Genomic DNA, 12,343 nt, shown 5'->3' on the forward strand with positions numbered 1-12,343 from the left:
TTTGTCACTTTAAAAAGAACTGAACCCCAAGACAAGAGCTGGGGTCAGACCCGGCGGGTCTGACCCCAAATTTGCCTTCGTTTAAATAAGAGTATCTTTGGCAATCCCCGCGAAGGCGGTGAAATACTCGGGGAAGGTCTTGGCCACGCATTTCGGGTCGTTGATGCGCATTTCGTTGCCGCGGCGCGCGGCGCCGTCCAGCGAGGCCAGCGAGAAGCACATGGCCATGCGGTGGTCGTCATACGTGTCGATGGCGGCGGCGGCGATCTCCGCCGGCGGCGTCACGCGCAGGTAGTCCGCGCCCTCTTCCACTTCGGCGCCGAGTTTGCGCAATTCCGTGGCCATGGCGGCCAGGCGGTCCGTTTCCTTCACCCGCCAGCTGGCGATATTGCGCAAGGTCGAGGTGCCGTCCGCGTACAGGGCCGCCACGGCGATCGTCATGGCCGCGTCGGGAATGTGATTGAAGTCCATGTCGACGGCTTTCAGCACGCCGTTCGAGCAGGCTTCGATCCAGTTCTCGCCCATGGTAATGGTCGCGCCCATCTGCTGCAGGGCTTCGACGAAGCGCACGTCGCCCTGGATGCTGTCGCGTCCCACGCCTTCCACGCGCACGGGACCGCCGCCGATGGCGCCGGCCGCCAGGAAATACGAGGCCGACGAGGCGTCGCCTTCCACGTGGATCGTGCCCGGGCTTTGATACTGCTGGCCCGGCTGCACGGTGAACGACTGCCAGCCGTCATGCTCGACGGTCACGCCGAAGCGGCGCATCAGGTTCAGGGTGATCTCGATGTACGGCTTCGAAATCAGCTCGCCCGTGACATCGATGGTGACCGCATGGTCGCGCGCCATCAGCGGCGCCACCATCAGCAGGGCCGTCAGGAACTGGCTCGACACGTTGCCGCGCACGGCGATGCGTTGCGCGTGGATGTGGCCGCGGCGGATGCGCAGCGGCGGGAAGCCCTGCTCGCCCGTGTATTCGATCTGCGTGCCGACGGCGTTCAACGCGTCGACCAGGTCGCCGATGGGGCGCTCGTGCATGCGCGACACGCCATGCAGGGTGTAGTCGCCGCCGATCACGGCCAGCGCCGCCGTCAGCGGGCGGATCGCCGTGCCGGCGTTCCCCATGAACAGGTCCGCCTCGTGGTGCGGGAACACGCCGCCGCAGCCTTCCACGTGGTGCACCTGGTGGGCGGTGGCCGGGTCGCCCGTCAATTCATCCTGCGTCCATTTGACGCCCAGCGACGTCAATGCCGTCAGCATGACGAAGGTGTCGTCTGAGGCGAGCAGGTCGATGATCTTGGTCGTTCCCTTGGCCAGCGCGGCCAGCAGCAGCACGCGGTTGGAAATGCTTTTCGAGCCGGGCAGGCGCACCGTGCCTTCGGCATGCATCACCGGCTTCAGATCGATATGGTGGGGGTAGTGCTTGGTCTGGGTCATGCTGGAATCCTTGTGTATTTATCGTGTGGGCGCGGCCGGCACTTCCGCCGTTTCAATCGCCTCGATCCATTGCTGCCGCGCGTGCTGAGCGTTCGCATACACGCCCTCGATGGCGGCGCCGTCGTGCGCGGCCAGGTGGGCGCGCAAAGTCGTCAACTGCGCCAGGTAGGCGTCCAGTTCGTGCAGCAGCGCCGGCTGGTTGGCCAGGCTGATGTCGCGCCACATTTCCGGCGATGAGCCGGCGATGCGCGTAAAGTCGCGAAAGCCGCTGGCCGCGTATTGGAACAGCAGGCCCGCGTGCGGTTTGTTGGCGATGTCGTCGACCAGCGCAAAAGCCAGCAAATGCGGCAGATGGCTGACGGCGGCAAACACCTTGTCATGTTCTTCGGGGCTCAAGGTGTGCAGGATGGCGCCGCAGGCGCGCCACGCGGCCGCCACCCGTTCCACGTCGTCCGCGGCGTTTTCCGCCAGCGGCGTGAGCACCACTTTCTTGCCTTGATACAGGTCGATGATGGCGGCATCGGGACCATTCGTCTCGCGCCCCGCGATCGGGTGGCCGGGCACGAATTGCCCCACCTTGCCACCGAGGGCCGCGTGCGCGGCCGCCACCACGTCGCTCTTCGTGCTGCCCGCATCGGTGACGATGGTGCCCGGCTGCAGGTGCGGCGCGATGGATGCCAGGATGGCGCCCGTCTGCGCCACGGGCGCGGCCAGCAGCACCAGGTCGGCGCCATGCAAGGCTTGCGCCATGTCGCCGCCGATGGCGTCGATGATGCCAAGTTCGAGCGCGCGCGCCATCGACGCCGGCGAGCGGCCCATGCCAACCACGGTGGTCACCGCGCCCGCGTGTTTCAGGGCGCGCGCGAACGAGCCCCCGATCAGGCCTACGCCAAAGATCACTACCTTGCTCAGTGCGGGCGTCGTCATATCGTCAGGCCAGCGCTTTCGTCAGCGCGGCGATGAGGATGGCGTTTTCCTGCGGCAGGCCGATGGAAATGCGCAGCCATTGCGGCAAGCCGTAGCTGCCGACGGGACGCACGATCACGCCCTGCTTGAGCAATGCCAGGTTCACGCGCGCGCCAGCTTCGTCATCGTCGCCCACCTTCACCAGCACGAAATTGCCGTGCGACGGCACGTATTCCAGGCCCAGGGCATCAAACGCTTCCGTGAACTGCTGGTAGCCGGCCGCGTTGTTGCGCGCGCTTTGCTCGAGGAAGGCCTTGTCGTTCAGGGCGGCGATCGCTGCCGCCTGCGCCAGCGAGTTGACGTTGAACGGCTGGCGAATGCGGTTCATCAGGTCCGTCAGCACGGGCTGGGCGATGGCAAAGCCGATGCGCAGGCCGGCCAGGCCATACGCCTTCGACAGGGTGCGCGACACCACCAGGTTCGGATACTGACGCACCCACGCCGTCGACTCGTACTGGTCGTCGGCGGACAGGAATTCGTTGTAGGCCTCGTCCAGCACGACGACGACGTGCGCCGGCACTTTTTGCAGGAAGGCTTCCAGCTGCGCGGCCGTCAGGAAGGTGCCGGTCGGGTTGTTCGGGTTGGCGATGAAGACCAGTCGCGTGTCGTCGGCGATCGCCGCCGCCATGGCGTCCAGGTCATGGCCGTAGGCTTGCGCCGGCACGACGATGTGGCGCGCGCCCAGGCCTTGCGTGGCCAGCGCGTACACGGCGAACGAGTACTGCGAATAGACGACGGATTGGCCATGCTGCACGAACGCGTGCGCGGCGATTTCCAGGATGTCGTTGCTGCCATTGCCCAGGGTGATCCAGTCGGCCGGCACGTCGTAGCGCTTGGACAGCACGGCTTTCAAGTCGAAGCCGTTGGCGTCCGGATAGCGGCCCAGGTCGTCGATGGCGGCGATCATCGCCTGCTTCGCCGATTCCGGCATGCCGTACGGGTTTTCATTCGACGCCAGCTTGACGATGGCTGCCTCGTCGAGGCCGAATTCGCGCGCAACTTCCGCGATCGGCTTGCCGCTCTGGTAAGGGGCGATGGCGCGGACGTATTCTGGACCGATATTTTTAGACATGGTGTTCTTTAAAAGTTGGTGAATGATTAGGCTGGTGGCTGTTGTTGGGTTACGCTGCGCTAACCCAAGCTACGGCTTACCGTGGTTGTTTGTTGGGTTACGCTGCGCTAACCCAACCTACAGCTTACCGTAGGTCGGATTAGCGCAGCGTAATCCGACACCGCCACAGGCATCAATCGAAGTCACAGACTGACCGGATACGACCCCAGCACCTTGAAAAACGCCGCATTGCTCTGCAGCTCGGCCAGCGCCTGGGCGACGGCGGCATCGTGCACGTGGCCCTCCACGTCGACATAGAAATAATACTCCCAGCTGCCCATGCGCGCCGGGCGCGATTCAAAGCGCGTCATCGACACGCCGTGCTTGGCCAGGGGCGCCAGCAACTGGTACACGGCGCCCGCCTTGTTCGGCACGGCCAATACCAGCGAAGTCTGGTCCTTGCCCGACGGCGCCGTCTGCAAGGTGCCCACGATGGCAAAGCGCGTGCGGTTGTGCGGGTCGTCCTGGATATGGCCCTTGACCACACCCAGCTTGTACTGCGCGCCCGCCAGTTCGCTGGCAATCGCCGCCACCGTGCCATCTTCGCCAGCCATGCGGGCAGCCTCGGCGTTCGAGGCCACGGCGCGGCGCTCGATGTGCGGATAATTCTGGTTCAGCCACACCTGGCACTGCGCCAGCGCCTGCGAATGGGCGCAGATGGCGGTGACGCCATCCATGTTGCCGCTCTTCGTCATCAGGCTGTGGTGCACGGCGATCGCCACTTCTCCGCTGATGATGAGGCTAGTCTGCAACATCATGTCCAGCGTGCGGTTGACGGCGCCTTCCGAGGAATTCTCGATCGGCACGACGCCGAAGTCCGCCGTCCCCGCCTCGGCGGAACGGAATACTTCATCGATGGACGCGCACGGCAAGCCTTCGACGGCGCTGCCGAACTGCTGATACACGGCCTGTTCGCTGAAGGTGCCGGCCGGGCCCAGATACGCCACGGTGACGCGCTTTTCCAGCGAGCGGCAGGACGACATGATTTCACGGAAGATGGTCTGCACTTCGCGGTCGCCCATGGGACCGGGATTGCGCTCGGCCACGCCGCGCAGCACCTGCGCTTCGCGCTCGGGACGGAACACGGGCGCCTGCGTCTCGGCCTTCACGTGCCCCACTTCCTGGGCGATTTGCGCGCGGCGGTTCAGCAGTTCGAGGATTTGCGCGTCGATCGCATCGATCTGTTCGCGCAGCGGTTTCAATTTATCGGTCATGGTGGTTTGTTTCGTCAGCTGTACTTCAATCATGGCCGCGCGGCCTGCGCCGGCGGCGGGCCGGCGCGGTCGGTTAAGCGACTCAGCGTCCGGCAAACTCGTTCAAATAGTTGACCAAGGCTTGCACACCTTCGATCGGCATCGCGTTATAGATCGATGCACGCATGCCGCCGACGGACTTGTGGCCCTTCAGTTGCAGCAGGCCGCGCTGCTTGGCGCCGGCCAGGAATGCGTCGTTCAGACTTTCATCGCGCAGATAGAACGGGATGGTCATGCGCGAGCGGTATGCGGGCTCGACCCGGTTCTGGTAGAAGTCGTCCGCATCGAGCGCTGCGTACAGCAGAGCCGCTTTCTCAATATTACGCTGTTCCATGGCCGCAACGCCACCCTGGCGTTTGAGCCACTGGAAAACCAGGCCGGCGATATAGATGCCATAGGTGGGCGGCGTGTTGTACATCGACTCATGTTCGGCCACGATGGTCCAGTCGAAAGCCGACGGGCAGATCGGCAGCGCCTTGCCCAGCAAGTCTTCGCGCACGATGACCAGGGTCAGGCCGGCCGGGCCGATATTTTTCTGCGCGCCGCCGAAGATGACGCCATATTGCGACACGTCGATCACGCGCGACAGAATGTGCGAGGACATGTCGGCCACGATGGTGGTCCCTGCCGGCACGTTCGGCGCCTGCTGGAATTCCACGCCGTCGATGGTTTCATTGGTGCAGATGTGCAGGTAGGCGGCCCCCGGCGTCAGTTTCCATTCGGAGACGGGCGGCACGCCCGTGAAATGGGCAGCCTTCGACGACGCGGCCACGTTGACATTGGCGTACTTGGCCGCTTCCTGGATCGACTTGCCCGACCACGAACCCGTGTGCACGAAGTCGACGGTGGCCGGCTGCTGCGCGGCCAGGCCCGCCAGGTTCATCGGGATGATGGCGTTCTCGCCCAGGCCGCCGCCCTGCAGGAACAGGATTTTATAGTTCTCGGGCACGGCCAGCAGTTCGCGCAGATCGGCCACGGCCTGCTTGTAAATGGAGATGAATTCGGGACCACGGTGGCTCATTTCCATCACCGACATGCCACTGCCATGCCAGTCCTGCATTTCAAAGGCCGCTTGCTGCAGCACTTCCTTGGGCAGGACGGCGGGGCCGGCAGAGAAGTTGTAGATATGCGTCACGATACGATCCTTAGTAAGATGAAGTTATTGGGGCGACTGCGTGGCCGCCCGCATGACCTGGTCAAGCACGGCGTTCACGCGCGGGATCAGCACGCGCTGGCTGATGGCCATCGATTCGGCCGACAGCTGCGGCATGGTGGCCAGCATCTTGCGGCCCAGCGGCGTCTTGTAGAACGCCGTCAGCTGCTCGACTTCCTGCACCGTGTAAAAGCGCGCATACAGGGGCACCATTTCGTCGCCCAGCTCGTCGATCAGGGTCGGGTCGGCCAGTACCTGCGTCAGGGTGGCGATGGCCAGGGGGATTTCCTCCTCGGCGCTGGCCAGCGCGCGCGCCTTGCGCTGTTCGTCCAGTTTCGGGTTGCTGTTGATTTGCTGCTGCGCCGACTGGCGGATCATGGCGGGCACCGATTGCAGCATCTGGTCGAAGATGCTGCGCGTCAGTTGCGGGAACTGCATCGCGTCGAGCATGCGCCGCACGGCCACTTTCATGGCGGGGCTGGGTGCGGCCTGGCGCGCGGGCGTGGCTTGCGCGCTCTGGGCCAAGGCCGGCAGGGTCGCAAGGAAGGCCAGCGAAAACGCGGCGAAGAAGGTGGCGACGATTTTTCTCATGGCATGCGGAATGTTGAGTGACTTGTAAATAGACATTGCCGGCGATGCATGTCGGCTTACGCCCGACGGGCTAAGCCGACCTACGAAACGCCGCAGGCGGCGCACATGGCGCGCCAATAGCAATTGGGGCTCCCGAAAGAGCCCCAATCATCTTACTCCGGCTGGGCCGGATCGACAGGATCGGCCGGTTCAGCCGCCGCCGGCGCAGGCGCGGCGTCCGCCTCCGTCGTCAGCTCGACTTCGTCGATATCCGTTTCCACCACGCGCTGCAGGCCGGACAGCTTGGTGCCGTCTTCCACGGCGATCAGGGTCACGCCCTGCGTCGCGCGGCCCATCTCGCGGATTTCCGACACGCGGGTGCGGATCAAGACGCCACCGGTGGTGATCAGCATGATTTCATCGCTGGTATCGACCAGGGTCGCGGCAACCACTTTACCGTTGCGCTCGCTGGTCTGGATGGCGATCATGCCTTTCGTGCCACGGCCATGGCGCGTGTACTCGGTGATCGGCGTACGCTTGCCGTAGCCGTTTTCCGTGGCCGTCAGCACCGACTGCTGCTCGTTCTCGGCCACCAGCAGGGCGATCACGTGCTGGCCTTCTTCCAGGTTCATGCCGCGCACGCCGCGCGCCGTACGGCCCATCGGACGCACGTCGTTTTCGTCGAAGCGCACTGCCTTGCCCGAATCGGAGAACAGCATCACGTCGTGCTGGCCGTCGGTCAGCGCCGCGCCGATCAGGAAGTCGCCGTCGTCCAGGTCGACCGCGATGATGCCGGCCTTGCGTGGATTGCTGAAGTCCTTCAGCGGCGTCTTTTTCACGGTACCGAGGCTGGTCGACATGAAGACATAATGGTCTTCCGGGAACGTGCGGTTCTCGCCCGACAGCGGCAGGATCACGGTGATCTTTTCGTTGTCCTGCAGCGGGAACATGTTGACGATCGGCTTGCCGCGCGAATTGCGCGAGCCTTGCGGCACTTCCCATACCTTCAGCCAGTACATGCGGCCACGATCCGAGAAGCACAGGATGTAGTCGTGCGTATTGGCGATGAACAGCTGGTCGATCCAGTCTTCCTCTTTCGTCGCCATCGCCTGCTTGCCGCGGCCGCCGCGCTTCTGCGCGCGGTATTCGGTGATCGGCTGGGCCTTCATGTAACCGGTGTGCGACAGGGTCACGACCATGTCCTGCGGCGTGATCAGGTCTTCCGTTTCCAGGTCGGTCGCGTTCAGCTCGATCTGCGAGCGGCGCACGTCCTTGTTGCCAGCGCCGTATTCGTTCTTCGCCGCCGTCATTTCATCGGTGATGATGACGGTGACGCGTTCCGGCTTGGCCAGGATGTCGAGCAAGTCGGCGATATGTTCCATCACGTCCTTGTACTCGTTGACGATCTTGTCCTGTTCCAGGCCCGTCAGGCGTTGCAAGCGCATCTGCAAAATTTCCTGCGCCTGGTCGTCCGACAGCTTGTACAGACCGTCCGTCTGCATGCCGTAATGCTTCGGCAGGTTTTCCGGACGGTAGGCGTCCACGCCGCCCGGCGTCGTGCCGTCGCCCGTGCGGGCCAGCATTTCGCGCACGACGGACGAATCCCAGGCCTTGGCCATCAGCTCGACCTTGGCGATCGGCGGCGTCGGCGCGGCCTTGATGATGGCGATGAAGTCATCGATGTTGGCCAGCGCGACCGCCAGGCCTTCGAGCACGTGGCCGCGTTCGCGCGCCTTGCGCAGTTCGAACACGGTGCGGCGCGTGACCACTTCGCGGCGGTGCGACAGGAAGCATTGCAGCATCTGCTTGAGGTTCAGCAGCTTGGGCTGGCCATCGACCAGGGCCACCATGTTCATGCCGAAGGTGTCTTGCAACTGGGTCTGCTTGTACAGATTGTTCAGCACCACTTCCGGCACTTCGCCCCGTTTCAGCTCGATCACCACGCGCATGCCCGACTTGTCGGATTCGTCGCGGATGTCGGAAATGCCGTCGAGCTTCTTGTCGCGCACGTTTTCAGCGATACGTTCCAGCAAGGATTTCTTGTTGACCTGGAATGGCAGCTCGTCGACGATGATGGCGATGCGGCCGCCATCCTTGCCGTATTCCTCAAAGTGGGTCTTGGCGCGCATGACGACGCGGCCGCGGCCCGTGCGGTAGCCGTCGCGCACGCCGGACACGCCATAGATGATGCCGGCCGTCGGGAAGTCCGGCGCCGGGATCAGCTCGATCAATTCATCGATCGTGCACTCGGGATTGCGCAGCACGTGCAGCGCGCCGTCGATGACTTCGGTGATGTTATGTGGCGGAATGTTCGTCGCCATGCCGACGGCGATACCGGACGAGCCATTGATCAGCAGGTTCGGGATACGCGTCGGCAAGACCGTCGGCTCCTTTTCCTTGCCATCGTAGTTGGGCTGGAAGTCGACGGTATCCTTGTCGATATCGGCCAGCAGCTCGCTGGCGATCTTGTCCAGGCGGCACTCGGTGTAACGCATTGCCGCGGCGCCGTCGCCGTCGACGGAACCGAAGTTGCCCTGGCCATCGACGAGCATGTAGCGCAGCGAAAAATCTTGCGCCATGCGCACCAGTGTGTCGTAGATCGAGGCATCGCCGTGGGGATGGTATTTACCCATGGTTTCGCCGACCACGCGGGCGCACTTGACGTAAGGGCGGTTCCACACGTTATTCATTTCATGCATCGCGAACAAGACGCGGCGGTGCACTGGCTTCAAGCCATCGCGCGCATCGGGCAAGGCGCGACCGACGATCACGCTCATGGCGTAATCGAGGTAGCTCTTGCGCATCTCTTCTTCGAGGGAAATAGGAATTGTTTCTTTTGCGAATTGATCCATTGGCGGTTCGACTGATCTCAGGCTGTGGTTAACTTATCTGTTACGCAATGTATGACGCAATACTGCATATCCTGGGTGGCTGTCGTCGTGGACGCCGCGCCGCGCGCTGCTGGCGTGGCCCGGCTTCCATGTCGCAGAGTGCCTGAACAAATCGGCGGGCTGGCGGCGCGGCCAGTACGGGTACCGCAAGGGTACGTGCTGGCCATGCAGTGCCGCCGTGGGCATTTGCTCGACACTCTTAACAGTCAAGCGCACGATTTTAGCATGCGCGCCCAGCTACCTGTACAAATTGGCCATACCGGCAAGATTGGCAGTTTGCACCAGGGCCGTGCATGTTGCCCTGTCGATAATGCACAATGGCAATGTCAGTTCAAGATACCTGCCCTTAAAAGTGGCAAGAAAAACGATCAATTGTTACAGATGCGTTACAAATGGGCATTTTCGTTGCGCAAAAACAACGCACGGTCTAAAATCGGGCAAGCTTTGATTTAACCACGGTCGTGTGCCCCTGATGCGTGTGGCAAAATGACTGGGAAGTTAATTGCTAGTTTCGCAATCTGAAACGAGCGCATATGGTCTACATGATAAAATCTTGGCACGTAGCACCAGTAGCGCAGTGTTGTTCTGCGGATATCACCCCCCGAAAGGAAAAAAGAATGAATAAATTTGTAACGCTGTTTTTCGCTGCATCCGCAGTGATTGCTGGCTCGGCTTCGGCCCAAACCCCAACCTCCCCACCATTCGCGCCAGTTACCACTGACATCAAAGCACCAAGCCCAAAAAGCGCTTACGTGCAAGATGCCCGCGGCGTAATCGTGCGTGACCCATTCGGCCTGTGCTGGCGTACCGGCTACTGGACACCTGCTGACGCAGTGCCAGGTTGCGACGTACCACTGTGCGTAGAGCCAGAAACCCTGCAAGACGGCAAATGCGTGGCTCCTCCAGCACCAGTCGTACCTGCTCCAGCACCAGCACCAGTCGTGCCAGTGCCAGTCGTAGTTGCTCCTACCTCGGAAAAAGTCAGCTTCGCCGCTGATGCATTCTTCGATTTCGACAAAGCTACGCTGAAGCCAGAAGGCAAAGCCAAGCTGGACGAGCTGTCCGCACAACTGGGTGGCATCAACCTGGAAGTCATCATCGCTGTGGGTCACACCGACTCCGTCGGCACCGATGCTTACAACCAAAAACTGTCGGTACGTCGTGCTGATGCTGTCAAAGCCTACCTGGTCACCAAAGGCGTTGAAAGCAACCGCGTGTACACCGAAGGCAAAGGCGAAAAACAACCTGTTGCTGATAACAAAACTGCCGAAGGCCGTGCGAAAAACCGTCGCGTGGAAATCGAAGTTGTTGGTACCCGCAACAAGTAATAGCTGAACTCCTGGACTTGCCGCAAGTCATCGCGCAAGTCAAGAACAGCATGAAAAACCCCGCTACGGCGGGGTTTTTTTTCGTCCGTGGCTGCCCAATTGTAAAATTGCCGCTATTATTCGACCTATGAACGCCGACCCTCTCGAAATCCAAAAATTCAGTGAGCTGGCCCACCGCTGGTGGGACCCCACTTCCGAATTTCGTCCCCTGCACGAAATTAACCCCCTGCGCCTGGAATGGATCAACGCGAAAGTGCCGCTGGCCGGCAAGCGCGTGATCGACATCGGCTGCGGCGGCGGCATCCTGGCCGAATCGATGGCCCGCAAGGGCGCCGACGTGACAGGCATCGACCTCTCCGACAAGGCCTTGAAAGTTGCCGACCTACACAGCCTGGAATCGGGCGCCAAGGTACGTTACAAGCTGATCGCCGCCGAAGCCATGGCCGAGGAAGAGCCGGGCCAGTACGACGTCGTGACGTGCATGGAAATGCTCGAGCACGTGCCGGACCCCGCCGCCATCGTCAAGGCTTGCGCCGCGCTGGTGAAACCGGGCGGCCACGTCTTCCTGTCGACCCTGAACCGCAACCCGAAAGCGTATCTGTTCGCCATCCTGGGTGCCGAATACCTGCTGCGTCTGCTGCCGAAAGGCACGCACGACTATGACAAATTCATCACCCCGGCCGAACTGTCGCAATACCTGCGCAGCGCCGGCCTGGACGTCAACAGCATGCGCGGCATGGGCTACAATCCGCTGACCAAGATTTACTCACTTAATAGCGATACCAGCGTCAATTACCTGGTGGCCTGCACCCGGCCGCTGTAACCATCACGCATAATACAAGGCGGCTGCGGCCGCCATTTTTCATTCCCACTTGACACACTTTGCCGCCATGATCACTGACCATCTGCCAGCCCCGCGCGCCATCCTGTTCGACCTCGACGGCACCCTGGCCGACACCGCGCCCGACCTGGCGGCGGCCATCAACCTGCTGCGCGCGCGCGCCGGCCTGGCGCCGACCCCGTATGACATCCTGCGCCCGACCGCCTCGGCCGGCGCGCGCGGCATGATAGGCGCGTCGTATGGCATAGCTCCCGGCGAAAGCGGCTACGAAGCCCTGAAAGACGGCTTCCTGAACAATTACGAAGCAGCCCTGGCCGTGGAAAGCCGCTTGTTCGACGGCATTCCCGCCATGCTGGAAGGCCTGCAAGCTCTGGGCCTGGCCTGGGGCGTGGTCACCAACAAGGCCGCCCGCTTCACCGACCCGCTGGTCGGCCAGATCGGCCTGGGCGCCGCCGGCTGCGTGATCTCGGGCGACACCATGCCCCACCCGAAACCGCACCCCGCCCCCCTGCTGGAAGCGGCCCGCCGCCTGGACCTGGCGCCGGAAGACTGCTGGTACGTGGGCGACGACCTGCGTGACATCCAGGCCGGCCGCGCCGCCGGCATGCGCACGGTCGCCTGCGCCTGGGGCTACTGCGGCGCCGTCGAACCGCAGCACTGGAACGCCGACCATTTGCTCGATACGCCGCTTGCCCTACTGGAACTGGTGACTGGCGTCGTGAAGGCGGCGCAGGAGCGGCAGTTGGCGGCTTGAGGCAATCTGGCTCAAGCGATCCGAGGATGCCTCGTTCCT

General features: G+C 62.7%; 11 protein-coding genes. 4 read left to right on the plus strand and 7 right to left on the minus strand.

Going from position 1 to position 12,343, the window contains the following annotated elements:
• Positions 1 to 81: 81 nt before the first annotated feature.
• The 7 genes from aroA to gyrA all read right to left on the minus strand — a co-directional run bounded on the left by aroA (position 82) and on the right by gyrA (position 9,342).
• Complete coding sequence (gene aroA, locus IGS55_RS05835; RefSeq protein ID WP_230515455.1) at positions 82 to 1,437, minus strand: 3-phosphoshikimate 1-carboxyvinyltransferase; 1,356 nt, start codon at positions 1,435 to 1,437, stop codon at positions 82 to 84.
• Positions 1,438 to 1,455: 18 nt separating this feature from the next.
• A complete protein-coding gene (locus IGS55_RS05840; protein WP_230515456.1) occupies positions 1,456 to 2,364 on the minus strand; it encodes a prephenate dehydrogenase in 909 nt (302 codons plus the stop codon).
• 4 nt (positions 2,365 to 2,368) lie between these two features.
• Positions 2,369 to 3,475 carry a histidinol-phosphate transaminase gene (gene hisC / locus IGS55_RS05845; RefSeq protein ID WP_230515457.1) on the minus strand — a complete coding sequence of 369 codons (1,107 nt, stop codon included), beginning with the start codon at positions 3,473 to 3,475 and terminating at the stop codon, positions 2,369 to 2,371.
• Positions 3,476 to 3,657: 182 nt separating this feature from the next.
• Positions 3,658 to 4,728, minus strand: a complete 1,071-nt coding sequence (gene pheA, locus IGS55_RS05850) for a prephenate dehydratase (RefSeq protein WP_139090502.1) — start codon at positions 4,726 to 4,728, stop codon at positions 3,658 to 3,660.
• Between the two features lie 82 nt (positions 4,729 to 4,810).
• A complete protein-coding gene (gene serC / locus IGS55_RS05855; RefSeq protein WP_230515458.1) occupies positions 4,811 to 5,902 on the minus strand; it encodes a 3-phosphoserine/phosphohydroxythreonine transaminase in 1,092 nt (363 codons plus the stop codon).
• Between the two features lie 24 nt (positions 5,903 to 5,926).
• Positions 5,927 to 6,511 (minus strand): DUF2059 domain-containing protein, encoded by a 585-nt coding sequence (locus IGS55_RS05860; protein WP_230515459.1) that lies wholly within the window; start codon positions 6,509 to 6,511, stop codon positions 5,927 to 5,929.
• Positions 6,512 to 6,663: 152 nt separating this feature from the next.
• Positions 6,664 to 9,342 carry a DNA gyrase subunit A gene (gene gyrA, locus IGS55_RS05865; RefSeq protein ID WP_128140252.1) on the minus strand — a complete coding sequence of 893 codons (2,679 nt, stop codon included), beginning with the start codon at positions 9,340 to 9,342 and terminating at the stop codon, positions 6,664 to 6,666.
• A 138-nt stretch (positions 9,343 to 9,480) separates the two neighbouring features.
• On the opposite strand from gyrA, the gene IGS55_RS05870 reads away from it, so the two are divergent.
• The 4 genes from IGS55_RS05870 to IGS55_RS05885 all read left to right on the plus strand — a co-directional run bounded on the left by IGS55_RS05870 (position 9,481) and on the right by IGS55_RS05885 (position 12,304).
• A complete protein-coding gene (locus IGS55_RS05870; protein ID WP_230515460.1) occupies positions 9,481 to 9,834 on the plus strand; it encodes a hypothetical protein in 354 nt (117 codons plus the stop codon).
• 164 nt (positions 9,835 to 9,998) lie between these two features.
• The gene (gene ompA / locus IGS55_RS05875; RefSeq protein WP_035825645.1) at positions 9,999 to 10,709 is read left to right on the plus strand and encodes an outer membrane protein OmpA; all 711 of its coding nucleotides are present in this window, start codon (positions 9,999 to 10,001) and stop codon (positions 10,707 to 10,709) included.
• 127 nt (positions 10,710 to 10,836) lie between these two features.
• Positions 10,837 to 11,532 carry a bifunctional 2-polyprenyl-6-hydroxyphenol methylase/3-demethylubiquinol 3-O-methyltransferase UbiG gene (gene ubiG / locus IGS55_RS05880; protein ID WP_034751812.1) on the plus strand — a complete coding sequence of 232 codons (696 nt, stop codon included), beginning with the start codon at positions 10,837 to 10,839 and terminating at the stop codon, positions 11,530 to 11,532.
• A gap of 67 nt (positions 11,533 to 11,599) precedes the next feature.
• On the plus strand, positions 11,600 to 12,304 hold the full coding sequence (locus IGS55_RS05885) for an HAD family hydrolase (RefSeq protein WP_230515461.1): 705 nt from the start codon (positions 11,600 to 11,602) through the stop codon (positions 12,302 to 12,304).
• The last annotated feature ends 39 nt before the right edge of the window (positions 12,305 to 12,343 follow it).

It is taken from the genome of Janthinobacterium sp. EB271-G4-3-2 (assembly GCF_020858035.1).
GTDB classification, from domain to species: Bacteria; Pseudomonadota; Gammaproteobacteria; order Burkholderiales; family Burkholderiaceae_D; genus Janthinobacterium; species Janthinobacterium aestuarii.